The organism is Nocardia araoensis NBRC 100135 (genome assembly GCF_000308435.1).
In the GTDB taxonomy this organism is placed as follows: domain Bacteria; phylum Actinomycetota; class Actinomycetes; order Mycobacteriales; family Mycobacteriaceae; genus Nocardia; species Nocardia araoensis.
Window position 1 is genome coordinate 1 of record NZ_BAFR01000131.1, and the last position, 17,172, is coordinate 17,172.

14 protein-coding genes are annotated in these 17,172 nt (G+C 69.5%); 3 read left to right on the top strand and 11 right to left on the bottom strand.

What is annotated here, in order from left to right:
- Positions 1-1,063 (bottom strand): aminotransferase family protein (locus ON21_RS17585; RefSeq protein WP_039799223.1); only part of this gene is annotated, 1,063 nt, incomplete at its 3' end.
- Between the two features lie 210 nt (positions 1,064-1,273).
- Here ON21_RS17585 and hrpA point away from each other — a divergent pair.
- Positions 1,274-5,377 (top strand): ATP-dependent RNA helicase HrpA, encoded by a 4,104-nt coding sequence (gene hrpA / locus ON21_RS17590; RefSeq protein ID WP_039799224.1) that lies wholly within the window; start codon positions 1,274-1,276, stop codon positions 5,375-5,377.
- Position 5,378: 1 nt separating this feature from the next.
- On the opposite strand, the gene nrdR is transcribed toward hrpA, so the two are convergent.
- From nrdR to ON21_RS17605, 3 genes are all read right to left on the bottom strand, one after another.
- Positions 5,379-5,849 (bottom strand): transcriptional regulator NrdR, encoded by a 471-nt coding sequence (nrdR, locus tag ON21_RS17595; protein ID WP_039799225.1) that lies wholly within the window; start codon positions 5,847-5,849, stop codon positions 5,379-5,381.
- A gap of 208 nt (positions 5,850-6,057) precedes the next feature.
- On the bottom strand, positions 6,058-7,311 hold the full coding sequence (locus tag ON21_RS17600; RefSeq protein ID WP_039799226.1) for a hypothetical protein: 1,254 nt from the start codon (positions 7,309-7,311) through the stop codon (positions 6,058-6,060).
- A gap of 125 nt (positions 7,312-7,436) precedes the next feature.
- Positions 7,437-7,904: a hypothetical protein gene (locus tag ON21_RS17605; RefSeq protein ID WP_039799227.1), complete on the bottom strand. Its 468-nt coding sequence runs from the start codon at positions 7,902-7,904 to the stop codon at positions 7,437-7,439.
- A 268-nt stretch (positions 7,905-8,172) separates the two neighbouring features.
- Between ON21_RS17605 and lexA the strand changes: the two genes are divergently transcribed.
- On the top strand, positions 8,173-8,901 hold the full coding sequence (lexA, locus tag ON21_RS17610; protein WP_039799288.1) for a transcriptional repressor LexA: 729 nt from the start codon (positions 8,173-8,175) through the stop codon (positions 8,899-8,901).
- Between the two features lie 120 nt (positions 8,902-9,021).
- Positions 9,022-11,052, top strand: coding sequence for an ArnT family glycosyltransferase (locus tag ON21_RS17615; protein ID WP_051020902.1), 2,031 nt, complete (start codon positions 9,022-9,024; stop codon positions 11,050-11,052).
- A 72-nt stretch (positions 11,053-11,124) separates the two neighbouring features.
- Here the strand turns inward: ON21_RS17615 and ON21_RS17620 are convergent, their stop codons facing one another.
- The 7 genes from ON21_RS17620 to ON21_RS17650 form a co-directional block, all read right to left on the bottom strand.
- Positions 11,125-11,535: a hypothetical protein gene (locus ON21_RS17620; protein WP_039799228.1), complete on the bottom strand. Its 411-nt coding sequence runs from the start codon at positions 11,533-11,535 to the stop codon at positions 11,125-11,127.
- Positions 11,536-11,563: 28 nt separating this feature from the next.
- Positions 11,564-12,073, bottom strand: coding sequence for a DUF2231 domain-containing protein (locus tag ON21_RS17625; RefSeq protein WP_039799230.1), 510 nt, complete (start codon positions 12,071-12,073; stop codon positions 11,564-11,566).
- 694 nt (positions 12,074-12,767) lie between these two features.
- Positions 12,768-13,514, bottom strand: coding sequence for a DUF6390 family protein (locus ON21_RS17630; protein ID WP_039799290.1), 747 nt, complete (start codon positions 13,512-13,514; stop codon positions 12,768-12,770).
- Positions 13,514-14,572 (bottom strand): Nickel transporter NicT, encoded by a 1,059-nt coding sequence (gene nicT, locus ON21_RS17635; protein WP_218004103.1) that lies wholly within the window; start codon positions 14,570-14,572, stop codon positions 13,514-13,516. The genes ON21_RS17630 and nicT overlap by 1 nt, the downstream gene beginning before the upstream one ends.
- A gap of 87 nt (positions 14,573-14,659) precedes the next feature.
- Entirely contained in the window at positions 14,660-15,736 is a 1,077-nt protein-coding gene (gene hypE, locus ON21_RS17640; RefSeq protein WP_039799232.1) for a hydrogenase expression/formation protein HypE, read from the bottom strand.
- Complete coding sequence (gene hypD / locus ON21_RS17645) at positions 15,729-16,841, bottom strand: hydrogenase formation protein HypD (protein WP_039799233.1); 1,113 nt, start codon at positions 16,839-16,841, stop codon at positions 15,729-15,731. Before hypD ends, hypE begins: the two co-directional genes overlap by 8 nt.
- Positions 16,838-17,164, bottom strand: a complete 327-nt coding sequence (locus ON21_RS17650) for a HypC/HybG/HupF family hydrogenase formation chaperone (RefSeq protein WP_039799234.1) — start codon at positions 17,162-17,164, stop codon at positions 16,838-16,840. Before ON21_RS17650 ends, hypD begins: the two co-directional genes overlap by 4 nt.
- Between the last annotated feature and the right edge of the window lie 8 nt (positions 17,165-17,172).

Genomic DNA, 17,172 nt, shown 5'->3' on the forward strand with positions numbered 1-17,172 from the left:
CGAGCTGGACGGCCGCGACGGCGCCGAATCCGCTGCGCACCTCGGCGACCCTGGGATGTTCGGCGAGCGCCGCCAGCTGATCGTGCAGGGTGGCTTCCAGGCGCAGAGCGGCAGCGAGCAGGTCTTCCCGCTCGACGATGTCGAGATTCGCCAACGCGGCGGCCGCCGCGCCCGCATGGCCGCCGTAGGTGTAGCCGTGCCGCCACCACACCCCGCCGGCGAAGAACGGCTCCGCCACGCGCGGAGCGGCGAAGACCGCGCCCATCGGGAGATAGCCGGAGGTCAGTCCCTTCGCGGTGGTCATCAGGTCGGGTTCGAGCGCGAGCCGGGACGAGGCGAACCACGCTCCGCCGATACGGCCGAAACCGGTGACCACTTCGTCGGCGACGAACAGGATGTCGTGGTCGCGGCAGATCCGGCGCACCTCGGCGAGGTAACCCTCCGGGGGCGGATACACACCGCCCGCACCGATGACGGGCTCGCAGAAGAACGCGGCGATCCGTTCGGCGCCCACCTCCTCGATCAAGGCGAGCAGGGCTTTCGCGTCATCCCACTCGATGGTTCGGGCCGCGGGCATCAACTCGCCGTAGCCCTCGCGGTTGCCCGGGAGGCCACCCAGCGCCGTGCCGCCGACATGCATGCCGTGATAGGCCATGCGCCGCCCGACCACGAGCGTCTTGCCGGGCTGTCCGAGTTCGTGCCAGTAGCGGCGGGCCAGCTTGGTCGCGGTGTCGACGGAGTCGGAGCCGCCCGAGGTGAAGAAGATCTTGCTGCCGGGCACCGGCGCGAGCCCGGCCAGCCGCTCGGCGAGCTCCAGGGTGGCGGGCTCGGTGATGTCACCGAAATTGGAGTAGTGCGCGATCGTGCGCAGCTGGGCGGCCACCGCGTCGGCGATCTCGCCGCGTCCGTGGCCCACGTTGGCGAACCACAGGCCCGCGGTCGCGTCCAGGTAGCGATTGCCCTCCCGGTCGAAGACGTAGGCGCCGTCCCCGCGGGCGACCACGAACGCTCCGTCCCGCTCGACGGCGCCCATGTCGGCGAAGCCATGCCATAGCGCGTTCATGCCTCCACCTTTGCCGGTTCCCCCGCCGCGGTCCATACCCGCGAACCCGCACCGCTCCGCGAATCAGGGCCCGGCACCGTGTGCAGCGCGCTGACCCGCACATATCCGGGTGCCGCACCGCTCGGGCGCCCCCACCAGCTCCCCTCGGCTACCGGCCGCACCGCCTGCCGGAAAAATCCGCTGGCGGATTTCGCTAGGCTGGTCGATGCAATGACCAGGACAGCCGCCACCGATCTCCGCGACCTTCGCACCCGCCTGGCGAATCTCTCCCTTCGCGACGAACACCGGTTGCGGCGCAGGCTCGACAAGGCCCGCGGCGGCGATCTGGGCGCGGTAGAGGCCGAGATCACGGCGGCCGAACTGCGCGTCGAGGCGCGGCGCGCGGCGGTGCCGGAGATCCGCTACCCGGAACAGCTGCCGGTCACCGCCCGCCGCGAGGACATCGCCGCGGCCATCGCCGAGCACCAGGTGGTCATCGTCGCCGGTGAGACCGGCTCCGGCAAGACCACGCAGATCCCGAAGATCTGCCTCGAACTCGGCCGCGGCATCCGCGGCACCATCGGGCACACTCAACCCCGCAGGCTGGCGGCGCGCACCGTGGCCGAGCGCATCGCCGAAGAACTGGGCACCGAACTCGGCGACGTGGTCGGCTACACGGTGCGGTTCACCGACCACGCCTCCGAGCACACCTTGATCAAGCTGATGACCGACGGCATCCTGCTCGCCGAGATCCAGCGCGACCGGCTGCTGCGACGCTACGACACGATCATCATCGACGAGGCGCACGAACGCAGTCTCAACATCGACTTCCTGCTCGGCTACCTCAAGCAGCTGCTGCCCCGCAGGCCCGATCTCAAGGTGATCATCACCTCGGCGACCATCGATCCCGAACTGTTCGCCCGGCATTTCGCGGACGAACACGGCACGCCCGCACCGATCGTCGAGGTCTCCGGGCGCTCGTATCCGGTGGAGATCCGCTACCGGCCGCTCGCGCTGGAGTTACCGAGCGTCGCCGAGGACGAAGACGACGAGGACACGCGCATCGTCGACCGGGACCCGGTGGACGCCATCGGCGACGCGGTGACCGAGCTGTTCGCCGCGGGCGACGGCGACGTGCTGGTGTTCCTGTCCGGCGAGCGCGAGATCCGCGACACCGCGGACGCGCTGCGCGATCTGAAGCTGCCGCGCACCGAGATCCTCCCGCTGTACGCCCGGCTGTCCACCGCCGAACAGCATCGCGTGTTCGCCCCGCACACCGGACGCCGGGTGGTGCTCGCGACGAACGTCGCGGAGACCTCGCTCACGGTGCCCGGCATCCGGTACGTCGTCGACCCCGGCACCGCGCGGATCTCGCGCTATTCCATGCGGACCAAGGTGCAGCGGCTGCCGATCGAACCGGTGTCCCAGGCATCGGCGCGGCAGCGCTCCGGGCGGTGTGGTCGCGTCGCCGACGGCATCTGCATCCGGCTGTACTCGGAGGACGACTTCGAATCCAGGCCCACGTTCACCGATCCGGAGATCCTGCGCACCAACCTGGCCGCGGTCATCCTGCAGATGACCGCGCTCGGACTCGGCGACATCGAGAACTTCCCGTTCGTGGAGGCGCCGGATCGGCGCGCGATCCGCGACGGCGTCGCCCTGCTCGAGGAACTCGGCGCACTCGCGCGCCGGGACGGCGCGGCCCGGGCGAGTGGCGACGACGCCGCACTGTCGCTGACGCCGATCGGCCGCGAGATGGCGCAGTTGCCGGTCGATCCGCGGATGGCGCGGATGCTGGTCGAGGCGCAGCGCACCGGTTGCCTGGCCGACGTTCTGGTGATCGTCGCGGCGCTGTCGATCCAGGACGTCCGCGAGCGTCCCGCCGAACAGCAGCAGGCAGCCGATACCAAGCACGCCCGCTTCACCGTGGACGGTTCCGATTTCCTGGCCTACCTGCGCCTGTGGGAGTACCTCGGCGGACAGCGCAAGTCGTTGTCATCCAATCAGTTCCGGCGCCTGTGCCGGGAGGAGTTCCTGCACTACCTGCGAATTCGGGAGTGGCAGGATCTGCACGGCCAACTGCGCACGATCACCAGGGGCCTCGGCTGGTCCACGCGGGCGGAGGGTTCGGCGGACGGCGCGGAACCGGGCGGGGCCGAAGCGGCGGCACCGGATCGCAAGTCCGGCAACAGGTCACGCCGACGTCGCGGCGGTGACGGCCGCGCCGGCTCCGAACGTGGCAGATCCGCCACCGCAGCCGTCGTGGACAGCGACGGACTCCCCTGGGATGCCACGTCCATCCATCAGGCGCTGCTGGCGGGCATGCTGTCGCACATCGGCGTCCGCGAAGCGGAAAGCCGGGAATTCCTCGGCGCCCGCAATGCCAAATTCATGATCTTCCCCGGTTCGTCGCTGGCGAAGAAGCCGCCCCGCTGGGTGATGGCCGCCGAACTGGTCGAGACGTCGCGGCTGTGGGGCCGGATGGCCGCGAAGATCGAGCCCGAATGGGCCGAGCGGCTAGCGGGCGACCTCGTCAAGCGCACCTACTCCGAACCGCACTGGTCGGCCAAGCGAGGCTCGGCGCGCGCCTACGAACGGGTGACGTTGTACGGGATCCCGCTGGTCACCGGCAGGCCAGTGGACTACGGCCGCATCGACCCCGAACTGTCGCGCGAGTTGTTCATCCGCCATGCCCTGGTGCAGGGCGAATGGCAGACCCGGCACGAGTTCTTCCACCGCAATCGCGCGCTGCTCGACGATGTCGCCGACCTGGAGCACCGCGCCCGCCGCCGCGACATCCTGGTCGACGACGAGGTGCTGTTCGAGTTCTACGACAAGCGCCTGCCCGCCGACATCGTCTCGGTGCGGCACTTCGACAGCTGGTGGCGCACCGCACGCCGGGAAGACCCGGCTCAGCTGGACTTCTCCACCTCCACCGTGGTCAACGAGGGCGCGGCCGCGCTGGACCCGGCGGCCTTCCCCGACTCGTGGCGGCAGGGCGAACTCAGTTTTCCGCTCTCCTACCAGTTCGAACCGGGCAACGAGGACGACGGTGTGACCGTGCGGATCCCGGTGGAACAGCTCGCCCACGTCCGCGCCGTCGGTTTCGATTGGCTGGTGCCGGGCATGCGCGACGAGCTGGCCGCGGCGATGATCAAGACATTGCCGAAGACGTTGCGGCGCAGCGTCGTTCCCGCCCCCGATTTCGCGGCCGCCGCGTTGGCGGCGCTCACCCCCCGTGCGGAGCCGCTGCGCGCCGGGCTGGCGCGCGAGCTGTCCCGGCTCGGCTCGGTTTCCATCGCACCCACCGACTTCGATCTCTCCGCACTGCCCGACCACCTGCGCATGACCTTCGCGGCCGTCGGGGACGACGGTGCCACGCTCGCCCGCGGCAAGAGTCTCACCGCGCTGAAAACGCAACTGGCCGAACAGGTCTCCGCCTCGGTTGCCCGAGCCACCGCGGGCGCGGAACGCCCGCCGGCCACCGTGTGGACCTCGGAATCGCTCGGCGTCATCGCGCCGACGGTGCGGCGAGAGGTCGCGGGGCAGACCGTCACCGGATACCCGGCGCTCGTCGCCGAAGGGGACGGCGTGGCGGTTCGGGTGCTCAGCTCCCCCGCGGAGCAGGCCGCCGCCATGCGCCTCGGCACCAGGGCACTGCTGCTGCACGCACTGCCCACCTCGGTCCGCTCCGCGACCGCGGGCATGTCACCCGCCGACCGCCTCGCCCTGAGCCAGAATCCGTACGGCTCGCTGGAGGCGCTGCTCGAGGACTGCCGTGCGGCCGCCGCCGACGAACTGCTCGCGGCCGCGGGCGGGCCGGTACACGACCCGGCGGAGTTCGACGCGCTCGTCGCCCGGATCAGGCCCGATTTCGCCGCCACCGTCGCTCGCTTCGTACGCGTGGTTGTGCCGATTCTCGCCGGCGCACACCAGGTCTCCGCGGCGCTGGAGCGAACGAGCGAGCGCGACATCGCCGACGACGTCCGTCACCAGCTCGACAACCTGGTGTTCCGCGGCTTCGTGTCCGAGACGGGCGCGGCCCGGCTGCGTGAGCTGCCCCGCTATCTTCAAGCCGCGGTGGCGCGGCTGGAGGCGCTGCCCGGCTCCGCCGTTCGCGATCGGCAAGGCATGGCCGAACTCGATCGGGTACTGGCCGCATACGACCGCCTGGTCGCGTCGCTACCGGAGAACCGCAGGCATGCGCCCGCCGTCACCGAGATCTGGTGGATGATCGAGGAATTCCGGGTCAGCCTGTTCGCGCAGAAGCTCGGCACCCCATTCCCGGTATCGGCCAAGCGCATCGAGAAGGCGATCGCCGCCGTCCGGCGCTGAGTCAGTCGGCGGCCGACAACGCTTCCGCGCGCGCCCGGCGCATATCCCGGATCTCGCGTTCGAAGTCCTCGGCCGAGGTGAACGACCGGTAGACCGAGGCGAAGCGCAGGTAGGCCACCTCGTCCAGATCACGCAGCGGGCCGAGGATGGCCAGACCCACCTCGTGACTGGGCACCTCGGGAGAGCCCTTCGCCCGCACGGCGTCTTCCACCTGCTGGGCGAGCAGGTTCAGCGCATCGTCGTCGACCTCGCGGCCTTGACAGGCCCGGCGCACACCCCGGATCACCTTCTCGCGGCTGAACGGCTCGGTGACGCCGCTACGCTTGACCACCGACAGGATGGCCGTCTCCACCGTGGTGAACCGCCGTCCACATTGCGGGCAGGCGCGACGGCGGCGGATGGCCGCGCCTTCGTCGGCCTCGCGCGAGTCCACCACCCGGGAGTCGGGGTGTCGGCAGTACGGGCAATGCATCCGAGAAATCCTTCGTCGATGCGCGTGCTCGCGTCCGGACCGGGCGCCGATCGCGCGGCGATCGGTCCGGCGAGCCCGTGTACAGAGGTCTATACCCCGGCACCAGACATTCCTCGTACGACACGCGGAACACCTGCATAACACTTCGAGGATACCCGTCCGAGTTTCCGGTTTGTCGCACTCACCCCGGCTACCGGACGGGGCTCGGTCAACCGGAGATCTGCCAGTGCGCGGTCAAGTCCGCCAGCAGGTCCGGCAACCGGGCGGCCAGGCGACCGCGGGCGAGCTTGTTCCAGAACGCCTCGCCGAGGACTGCGCCGGCCGCGACGGGATCGGTCTCCATATCGATGTGGCGGGGCACCAGATCACCGGTGATGTAGTTCCATCGGGTATCGCGGTCGGCCCAGTTGAAGGCGGGCAATGGCACGCGCAGCTCGAGGTTGCGGCCTCCTATCTCGGCGCTGACCACCGTCGGGGCGAACACGCCCGGCGCGCGAACGCCCGGAACAGCGGGTTTGCCCGCGACGGTGCTGACGTAGGTGAGCACGCGGCCGATCGGCGCACGGCCCGCCGAGGTCTCGTCCCACTGGTCGGCCACGACGTGGTTCTGCTCCCGATCGGTCATTCGGACCAGCGCGTCGACAAGGCCGTCCCGGGTACCCGAGGCGATCGACCGCCAGGCGGTGTGGATGTCGTCGTCGAGCACCCCGGCCGCCCGCATCTCATCGATCCCGCGCATGCCGAGCGCGACGTAGGCCTCGTGCATCGGCACCAGATCCGTGAAGATGTGCTTCTGCATGATCATCAGGCGCGTCTGGTACCAGGCGACGTCCGCCGCGGTGAGGCGGGACCCCTCGGTGGCGAGCAGCCGGATGTCCTCCGGCAGCGCGCGCGCCAATTCCGGTGGGGTGGCGCGCAGGAGCTCGGCGACCGTGTCGCCGAGCTGATGGATGCCCGGCACGTCCAGGACGGCGCCGGCGTCGCTCATGTCGAAGAAGCCGGAGGCGAACGATCCACCCGCGATCCCGGCGAGCCCCGCCCAGTAGAACTCCGGGTGCTGCGTGGCCAGCCGCAGGTAGTTGACGTAGACCTGATTGAAGGTGCGTTCGTTCGCGCGCGGGCCGCGACCGGGATCCCACGCCGCCACGTCGATGTCGGCGTTGCGGGTGGCGACCACCAGCCAGTACTGATGCAGCAGCGTGGCGTACCGGCGCGGTGCCACGCCATCGGCCCGCGCCTGGCGCAACGCCTCCGCGAGTTCGGATTCGTCCAGCGGCAGAGAGGAATTGAGCCCGCCCGGCCCCGCACCGTCGCCGTTGACGGACGGGAGGTCGAGATATGGCGCGTAGGCGGGTTCCGCCCTGGCGACGACTGCCGTGCCGAGCCCGAAGACCAGACAGAGGGACAAGGCGGCCACGCGGGTGAAGACCCGAACCGAGCGGCCGGCGGTGCGGAGTGTCATGTGCTGAAAAGTCCCGACTTCGTTCGGGCGCTGTTGCCCGGATCACGTTTTCAGCACGGTAGCAACACGTTCTAGTTTGGCGATCAACAATTCCGGTCGCCCAGAGTGGCCGATTTCCCTTGCGCTCAACGCGAATTGCCGCTCCCCGGCACGCTCGAGCCATCCACCACCGCCGGTACCGACCGACCGGGTCCGCCGCCCCACTCACCCGCCCGCACATGCGCCACCGCGATCAGCCCGACCACCGCCGAAGCGGTGAGCAGCGCGGCGACGGCCAAGGCGGCGAACCCGATCTGCGCCTGCTCGACCCGGCGCATCGGATGTTCGCCACGGGAGCGCCGCCGCGCCGAAGTGCGCGCGCCCCGGTCGTAGGCGACCATGCCCGCGCCGGGACGCGCGCCGGGCGGGCGCCGGTCGACCGCGGATCGGTGCGCAGGCGTCAGCGCACGCGGGCGCGCGCCGCCGCACAGCAGCCGCCGAGCGCTCTCGTACCCGAGATCGTCCTGCACCGAAACGGGATCGGCGGCGCGGCGCCCGCCTTCGGCCTCCGCCGCGCCGACGGAACGGGTGACATGGCTGATCGCAGTGCTCATCGGACAAACCTCCGTAGTGGGTGCTCCGTCGCCGTTCGAGCCGTTCGAACACGTGTTCAGACTTCATTCGCTCAAATGTTCGAAGAACTGGTGTTCGATTTCTACCACGCCGCGGCGACAAAGTCAGCCCGAACACCCGACATGCGTCGAACAGATGTTTGATCCAACGGCGCGACCGGACTAGATTCGAAGGACCGAAGACATGACAGGCCATGCGGACACACGCCGGGCGCGGACCGGCCTGGCACAGCAGGAAAGGGCGGTTGCGGTGAGGCAGACGGACGACACGGGTGACGAGACCGACAGCGGCGCCGACGCGGCGGGTACCGGGGCGGATCTCACCGTGCGTCAGCGCAAGGTGCTCGAGGTGATCCGCACCTCGGTGAGCGAGCGCGGCTACCCGCCGAGCATCCGGGAGATCGGTGACGCCGTCGGCCTCACCTCCACCTCGTCGGTCGCCCATCAGCTGCGTGCCCTCGAGCGCAAGGGCTACCTGCGCCGCGACCCGAATCGGCCACGTGCCGTCGACGTCCGTGGCCTGGACGAAGTGGTGCGGTCGGTGACCAGCCTGCCGGTCGCGGCGGTCGACGACGGTGAGATCTCCGTGGAGGTCGATCGCCCCGTCCCCACCTTCGTCCCGGTGCTCGGCCGCATCGCCGCCGGTGGCCCGATCCTGGCGGAGCAGGCCGTGGAGGACGTCTTCCCGCTGCCGCGCGAACTGGTCGGCGACGGTTCGCTGTTCCTGCTGAAGGTCGTCGGTCAGTCCATGATCGACGCGGCGATCTGCGACGGCGACTGGGTGGTCGTGCGGCAGCAGAACGTGGCCGAGAACGGCGACATCGTCGCGGCGATGATCGATGGCGAGGCCACGGTGAAGACCTTCAAGCGCACCGGCAAGGACGTCTGGCTGATGCCGCACAACCCGGTCTTCGAGCCGATCCCCGGCAACGACGCGCAGATTCTGGGCAAGGTCGTCACGGTGATCCGTAAGATCTGACGGCCCGGCGGACCGATCCACCGCCGACGGGGCGCCTGTCGGGGGTGGACGTCCGGCACTCACAGCTGATTGCCAGCCGCCGCGCAGGAGATCCACCGGAACGCTTGCGAGACTCCTGCGGTGACAGCGATCCCCGCCGAGCCCGATGCGAATCCGATTGCCACTCCGCTCGAGCCGGGCGGATTACCGCCCGCACGCCTACGGGAACGGGTGGGTCTGGCGGCGCTGCTGATCGGGACCGCGGCCGCGTATCTGTGGCACATCACGGTCAACGGGATGGGCAACGGCTTCTACGCCGCGGCAGCCTGGTCGGGTGCGCGGAACTGGAAAGCGGTGCTGTTCGGTTCCCTGGACCCGGGCAACTTCATCACGGTGGACAAGCCGCCGGTCTCGCAATGGGTGATGGGCGTGTCGGGTCAGCTGTTCGGATTCGGCAGCGCGAGCATGCTCGTGCCGCAAGCCCTGATGGCCGTCGCCGCGGTGGCGCTGATGTACGCGATGGTCGCGCGGGCCACCAGCAGCCGGGCCGCCGGTCTGCTCGCCGGTGCCGTGCTGGCGGCAACACCGGTGGTGGCGTTGATGTTCCGGTTCAACAATCCGGATGCCGTGATGGTGCTGCTGATGACCGCGGGTGCGTACTGCACGCTCCGGTCGGCGCGGCGGGCGAGCGTGCGCTGGCTGATGCTGGCGGGCGTCGCGCTCGGGTTCGCGTTCCTGGCGAAGATGCTCGAAGGTCTCATGGTGTTGCCCGCCTTGGCGCTCACCTATCTGATCGTCGCGCCGACCTCGGTGCGAAACCGCTTGCTGCACTTGTCGGCCGCCGCGGCGACCCTGGTCGTCTCGTCGGGCTGGTATGTGCTGCTGACGATGCTGTGGCCGGCCACGGCGCGGCCGTATCTGGCGGGCTCGACGGACAACACGTTCATGGATCTGGTGCTGGGATACAACGGATTCGCCCGCTTCCTGGGCCACAATCACCACGGCGGCAGCGGATTCGCGCTGCCCGCCGGATACGAGATGCCCCCGGCTACCGGGCACGGCGGCGGGTTCGCCGGATTCAGCGGGCCGGGTCCGGCTCGCCTGTTCACCGGTGAGATCGGTTTCGAGATCTCCTGGCTGCTTCCGGCCGCCTTGCTCGCCTTCGCACTGGTGCTCGCCTCCCGCCTACGCGCGCAGCGGACGGATCCGATTCGCGCCGCCGCCTTGGCGTTCGGGCTGTGGCTGATCGTCGACGGCGTCGCGTTCACCGTGATGCGCGGCGGCATGCACGCCTACTACACATTGGCGATCGGTCCCGCCGTGGCCGGGATGTTCGCCGTCGGGGTGGCCGAGATGTGGCGGCGCCGATCCGAGGCGTTCGGCCGCATCGGCGCCGCCGCGCTGGTGCTCACCTCGGGGCTGTGGGCGTTCGTCCTGCTGAACCGCAATCCCGGGTGGCTGCCGCCGCTGCGCTGGACACTCCTGGCGATCTCGCTGGCTGTGGCGCTCGGACTGGTCGCCGCCGCGTTCCCGGCCGGCGCTCGACGAGTGCGAGCCAGAGCCGTATCGGTGCTCGTCGCCGTGGGCGTGCTCGCCGGAATCGGCGGGTCGACGGCCTACGCCGCGGCCACGCTGCCGCAGGCGCACACGGGAGGCAGTCCTACGGTGGGCCCGGCGCGGACCGCGGCGGCCGTACCGGCGAACGACGCGCGTCGCGAGGTGACCGCGTTCGTCGGCCGGGAGGTCGAACCACAGCTCGCCGCGCTGTTGCGCGGCACCTCAACGCCCTGGTCGGCCGCCGTGGATCGCTCGTCGGTCGCCGCGTCGCTCGAACTCGCCAGCCATACCTCGGTCGTCGCCATCGGCGGCTTCACCTCCGACGATCCCGTACCCAGCCTCGACGACTTCCGGACCATGGTGCGCACCCATCAGGTGACGTACTACCTCGCGCAGGAGGTGCGGCTGCCCGATTCGTGGCGGGTGCGCGATCAGTCCGCCGGAACCGACGTTCCCGACAACGGATGGTGGCGACCGGCCGGACACAAGGACATCGCCGATTGGGTGGCGGCGCACTACACCGCGGTGCACATGGGCAACGTCGCGGTCTACGACCTCACCGCCCCGGCCTGCGACGGCGCACCATCGTCATCGGCCGCGGCCTGCGCGAAATGAGCGCGTAGTTCCGCGGTCGTGGGCCAACCGTCAGCCGAGATGATCCGGGTGGCGGCCGGTCCGTATCGGGGGTCAGCTCCCGACGCCGAGGGCGGTCAGAAATACCAGCACGACGGTCGTGACAGCGAATACGCCGTGAGCCGCGACGACGGCTACGGGAAAGTGCCCTTCGGGTGGTTCGGCGGTTCCGGCGGAACGCGCCCGGTAGGTGGGAATCCAGCGCAGCAACATGGTGAATCCGAGTAGCGCCACCGGGATCAGCAGGACGAACGCGATCCACGCCAGCGCGGTGCTGTCGACGACCAGGTACACGATCCAGACGATCAGTCCGGCCACCGCGAGCAGGAAGTGCCCGAACAGTACCGGGGCAGGCAGCTGCGTCGAATTCGGCTGGCGGGTGCCGCCCTTGGCGATCCAGGTGCCGAGCAGGAAGAAACCGCCGCCCGCGGTGAGCAGCCAGAAGATCAGTGCCGCGATGCCCATGGTGTGCCTCCTGACGGTGGGAAGGGATTCAGTGTGTGAAGCCGCCTGCCTGAGTGGTCTCGTCGGCGACACGTACGCCGTACCGGTAAGCGAGCTTGCCGCCGAGATACCCCGAGAAACCCAAGGCCGCCAGGGCCACCACCGACAGCGCCAGCGGGCCGACCGGGACGGCGCGTGTGGTGTCGGCGCCCCGCCGCCACACGAAACCGACCGCATAGGCGATGGTCACCAGCAGATTGAGGGTCATGTGCAGCAAACCGGTGCGGAAGGCGGGCGTCCCGGTCGGGATCGCGAGCAGATCGAGGAAACCGATCGTCGCGGCGGCCAGGGCGCCGAGCACGCCGATCGCGATCAGCCACGACGACCCCCTGACCAGGAACTCCGGATCGTCGACCCATCGGGATGCGAGGTCGAACACCAGACTGGCGACCCAGGCGCCGATCGGGACGGTGACCAGAATCGGATGGAACGGATGCCCATACGGGCCTGCCAGCATGGCACTCACCGGCTGCTTCGCCTGCCGTGTATCCCCGGTCATGGCGCACCTCCGCCGAGGTCGATCACATTCACATCCGCCGACCGGCGACCGAGCCGAGACTCGGCGACGGTCCGCCGAGTCATTTCACTCCGTCCGCGCCGATGGCCGGCGGCTATCACTCTCTTATGTGCGGTGATATTGCATCTCTTACGGAGGGTCACAAAGTGGACGTACCACCGTACGGAAATTGCACACCTCGTCGGGGAAAACCGTTTCCACCGCCCTGACACCGAATTCTCGGCCGGTCGCACAACTGCACTTTCCCGCTTATGGAGCGGCTACGACATCATCGGGAGCATCGGCATCGACATGCCCGGGAACATGCTGTTCCACATATCGCGCAACATCCCCATCATCTGATCCATCACGGCAGTTCACCTCCCTTCGGGTGCGATCCGAAATGCGGATCAGCCCGTCGGGCACGATGGCGGGGGGACGCGCCGACACACCGTTTCTGGACTTCAGCCCGGACAACTAACGATGAAATACACGTGTCGCTCCCCGAGATCGGGCTCGACAGCTATATACAGGATACGCGCACGGAGGTGCCCCAAACACGCCGACCCTTTTTAGAACCATCGAGTTCACCGCAATTCAACGGTTCGGCACCCTGTCCGAAAAAGCGGCGTTTCGGCGCGTGGCGGTGCAGCCACCGGCTTCGGTGTCCACCGTGGACGAGGCCGCCTACAACTCATCATTTGATCACCGGGCTCTCCGGTGCGGCCAGTCGCCGATTGGTGGACTCCAGCTGCCGCACCGTGGCCGCTGCCAGAGCGCGAGTCTGGGCCTCGTCCAGGCGCCCGCACAGCCGTCCCCAGTGCACCGCGACCCGCTCCCCTACCGCGACGTCCGGCAGCGCCGCGTAGCCGTCCACCCGGATCGGCACCGAACGCGCCGTTTCCGCCGACAACGCCAGACGTTCCCCGTCCCAGCTCAGCCCGCGGCAGCGCAACACGATCTCGCCGCCGGCGCGGTCGAGCACCGTTCCCCAGGTGATCCGGCAGTTGTCGAGGACGCGCAGAGGATGTTCGTTACCGTGCCGCAGCAGCCGCGACCACGGGTACACGCCGAAGACGTGGAAGCAATGGTTGGCGGCCGCCTCCTCGGCCAGGCGCGGTGTCAGGTGCGTCCAGTAACCGCCCGCGACCGGGCCGAGCAGATCCAGTAGTTCGGCGGTGAACTCGCGCGCATCCAGATCCGCGCCGACGCCGCCGCCCAGCCAGTAGGCCTCGACCAGCCTGCGGTCCAGCGGGTCCGCGATGCCCGTCATGCGCGCCATCACGCGCAGGTACGGCCATGCTCCGGTGAACCGGCGCGCCACCGCCCGCACCTGCTCCTCCGAGCCGTCGCGCAGGGCCGTGGCGTCGGGGGGCCCGCAGTAGCCGAGCCGATTCGGGGCATAGGCGTACCGGGCGAACATCTCCGCTCCGCTGTCCGCCATCAGCACGGCCCTCCGCCGGGGGACCACCGCTGTTCGATCCGGCCGAATCGCCACACCCCGACCGCGAGCGCCCAGGTCAGCACGAACAGCCCCGCGATCACGAACCCCATGGCGCCCAGATCGAGCCCGCCGACCCACGCGAGTGGTCCATCGGCGATGCCGAATTCGTCGGCCAGCAGCGAGATCATCTCCTGTGCGCCGATCAGCAGCGCCACGGCCACCGACAGACCGGTCACGACGATGTTGTAGTAGACGGTGCGCAGCGGCCCGGCGAACGCCCACCCGTAGGCGTAGTTCATGAACGCGCCGTCCAGCGCGTCGAACAGCGTCATACCCGCCGAGAACAGCACGGGCAGCACGAGGATCGCGTACCACGGCAGGTCGGTCGCCGCCGCGCCGCCCGCGATCACCAGCAGGCTCACCTCGGTGACGGTGTCGAAGCCGAGACCGAACAGCAGCCCGACGAGGTACATCTGCCACGGCGCGCGCACCGCCCGGGTCAGCGGCCCGATCACCCGCTGCACAGCGCCGCGGTCCTGCAACCGCTGCCGCAACGCGGCATCGTCGTAGCTCCCGCGACGCATAGACCGGAACACCCGCCAGATCCCGATCAGTGAGACCAGGTTCAACGCCCCGATGGCGAGCAGGAAAGTGCCGGAGATCCCGGTGCCGAACAGGCCGGTCCACCGTTGCAACCCGGAGTTCTCGTCGCGCAGGTTGCCCGCCAGCGCCTTGACGCCGAACGCCAGCAGCGCGACGAGGACGAAGACGATGGTGGAATGCCCGAGCGAGAACCAGAATCCGGCCGACAGCGGCCTGCGCCCGTCCGCGACCAGCTTGCGGGTGGTGTTGTCGATCGCGGCGATGTGGTCGGCGTCGAACGCGTGGCGCATCCCGAGCGTGTAGGCGGTGACGCCGAGGCCGACGCCGAACACCGCACCGTCCACCGCGTATCCGCCGGGGACCACGAGCAGCAGCAGCGCGGACCACCCGAAGACGTGCAAGGCGACGACGACCGCGGCCATCCCCGCGACGTCGCGCCGCTGCCGCCCGTCCAGCGGGGCACGCGGCGCCGCAGGCGTGTCGGCGATCCGAACGATGATCCACACCTCGCCTTCTGGCTCGGGACCGATACCTTTGCCCGGTCAGCAGATCCGTGGCAGTTGCTCGCCCGCGGGCAGATCCACCACCCGCGTGCCGCCGAGTGCCGTGCGGGCGACCACCATGCCGGGATGTTCTGCGACGCAGCGGCCGATCGCGGCGGCCTGCGCGCCCAGCGGATGTTCCCGCATCGCCGCGAGCACGCGATCGGCGTCCTCGGGCGCTACGAACGCCAAGAGCTTGCCCTCGTTGGCCACGTACATCGGGTCCAACCCGAGCAGCCCGCACGCGTCGCGCACGCCGTCGGGCACCGGCAGCTGTCGCTCGTCCAGGGCCACGCCGATTTTCGCGGCGCGGGCGATCTCGTTGAGCGAGGCCGCGACGCCGCCGCGGGTGGGGTCGCGCAGCACGTGCACATCGGCGCCGGTGGCCAGCATCGCCGCGACCAGACCGTGCAGCGGCGCGGTGTCGCTGAGCACGGTGGTACCGAACTCCAGTCCCTCGCGGCAGCTGAGCACCGCGATGCCGTGCACCCCGATCTCGCCGCTGACCAGCACGACGTCGCCCGGGGTCGCGCGTTGCGGCCGGATGTCCACCTCGGGAGCCACCACGCCGATGCCCGCGGTGTTGATATAGATCCCGTCACCGTGCCCGGCGTCGACCACCTTGGTGTCCCCGGTGACCAGCTGGACCTCCGCCGCCAGCGCGGCGGTGCCCACCGCCTGCGCGATGCGCGCGATGTCGGCCAGCGCGGTGCCCTCCTCCAGGATGAACGCGGTGGACAGCACCATCGGGCGCGCACCGGACATCGCCAGATCGTTCACCGTGCCGTTGACCGCGAGCTCACCGATCGTGCCGCCCGGGAACACCAGCGGCTTCACCACGAACGAGTCGGTGGAGAAGGCCAGCCGCGCGCCGTCGAGCGTGACCACCGCGGAATCGGTCAGGTCCGCGTTCGCGGCCGAGCCGAACGCGGGCAGGAACAAATGCTCGATCAGTTCGCCGGACATCGCGCCACCGCCGCCGTGGCCCATCACGATGTTCGGCGAATCCCGCAGCGGCATCGGGCAGACCCAGCCCTCCATGTCGATCGTCACGGGGGCGGTGCCTTCCTCAGGCATGCGCCACCTCCGCTGGCAGATCGAGGCGCCGGTACAGGTAGTAGGCGGCGCACGCGCCTTCGGAGGACACCATGGTGGCGCCCAACGGGTTACGCGGCGTGCACTGCTTGCCGAAGGCGGCGCACTCGTGCGGTTTGATCAGTCCTTGCAGCACCTCGCCGGAGCGGCAGATGGTCGACTCGGCGGTGTGCAGGTCGCCCACGGCGAAGCGGTGTTCGGCGTCGAACTCCCGGTAGCGTTCCGAGAGCCGCCAGCCGCTGCGCGGGATGACGCCGATGCCGCGCCAGGCTCGGTCGGTGACCTCGAAAACGTCTTGCAGCATGGCTTTCGCCGCGGGATTGCCCGCCGCGGACACCGCGCGCGGGTACGCGTTCTCCAGTTCGTGCCTGCCCGACTCCAGTTGCAGCACGGTGCGGCGGATGCCCTCCAGGATGTCCAGCGGCTCGAAGCCGGTGACCACCATCGGCACCCGGTACCGCTCGGCCAGCGGCGGGTACTCGGCGGTGCCCATCACGGTGCAGACGTGCCCGGCGGCGAGGAACCCCTGCACCCGGCAGGTCGGCGACTCCATGATCGCGGCGATGGCGGGCGGCACCAGCACGTGCGACACCAGCAGCGAGAAGTTCCTGATCCCGAGGCGCTTCGCCTGGTACACCGTCATGGCGTTGGCCGGAGCGGTGGTCTCGAATCCGATGCCGAAGAACACGACTTCGCGGTCCGGGTTCTCCTTCGCCAGGTTCAGCGCGTCCAGCGGCGAGTAGACAACCCGGACGTCGCCGCCCTCGCTCTTCACCCGGAACAGGTCCTTGGAGCTGCCCGGCACGCGCAACATGTCGCCGAACGAACAGAAGATCACGCCCGGTCGCGCGGCGATCTCCAGCGCCTTGTCGATCACCTCCAGCGGGGTGACGCACACCGGGCAGCCGGGGCCGTGGATCATCTCGATCTGGTCGGGCAGCAGCTGGTCGATGCCGTGGCGGATGATCGAGTGGGTCTGTCCGCCGCAGACTTCCATGATCGCCCAGCGGCGGCTGGTCGTGGTGCGGATCCGGTCGAGCAGGCGCTGGGCCAGCTCGGGATTGCTGAATTCGTCCAGATATTTCATGACTGAGCCTCCGGTTCCTCGGGTGACGGCTCGACGGCGGGATTGTCCAGACCCGCCTGCTTCGCGGCGATGGCGAACCCGTCGCCGAATTCCTCGTTCAGTACGCCGAGGTGCTCGAACTCGGCCAGGGTCCGCAGCGCGGATTCCTCATCCAGACGCTGGATCGCGAAACCGACGTGGACCACGACGTAGTCGCCGACCGCCGCGTCCGGGATGTATTGCAGGCACACGTCCTTGTGCACGCCGCCGAAGTCGACGATCGACATCAGCGTGCCGTCCCGCTCGTGCAGGCTGAGCACTTTGCCTGGTACCGCAAGACACATCGTTGCTC

Coding starts and splice junctions, on each gene's coding strand:
- hypE (WP_039799232.1), bottom strand. CDS start 15,736: ATGCCTGAGGAAGGCACCGCCCCCGTGACGATCGACATGGAGGGCTGG.
- ON21_RS17630 (WP_039799290.1), bottom strand. CDS start 13,514: ATGGCGGACAGCGGAGCGGAGATGTTCGCCCGGTACGCCTATGCCCCG.
- ON21_RS17650 (WP_039799234.1), bottom strand. CDS start 17,164: ATGTGTCTTGCGGTACCAGGCAAAGTGCTCAGCCTGCACGAGCGGGAC.
- nrdR (WP_039799225.1), bottom strand. CDS start 5,849: ATGCATTGCCCGTACTGCCGACACCCCGACTCCCGGGTGGTGGACTCG.
- ON21_RS17620 (WP_039799228.1), bottom strand. CDS start 11,535: ATGGGCATCGCGGCACTGATCTTCTGGCTGCTCACCGCGGGCGGCGGT.
- ON21_RS17625 (WP_039799230.1), bottom strand. CDS start 12,073: ATGACCGGGGATACACGGCAGGCGAAGCAGCCGGTGAGTGCCATGCTG.
- ON21_RS17605 (WP_039799227.1), bottom strand. CDS start 7,904: ATGAGCACTGCGATCAGCCATGTCACCCGTTCCGTCGGCGCGGCGGAG.
- hrpA (WP_039799224.1), top strand. CDS start 1,274: ATGACCAGGACAGCCGCCACCGATCTCCGCGACCTTCGCACCCGCCTG.
- ON21_RS17600 (WP_039799226.1), bottom strand. CDS start 7,311: ATGACACTCCGCACCGCCGGCCGCTCGGTTCGGGTCTTCACCCGCGTG.
- hypD (WP_039799233.1), bottom strand. CDS start 16,841: ATGAAATATCTGGACGAATTCAGCAATCCCGAGCTGGCCCAGCGCCTG.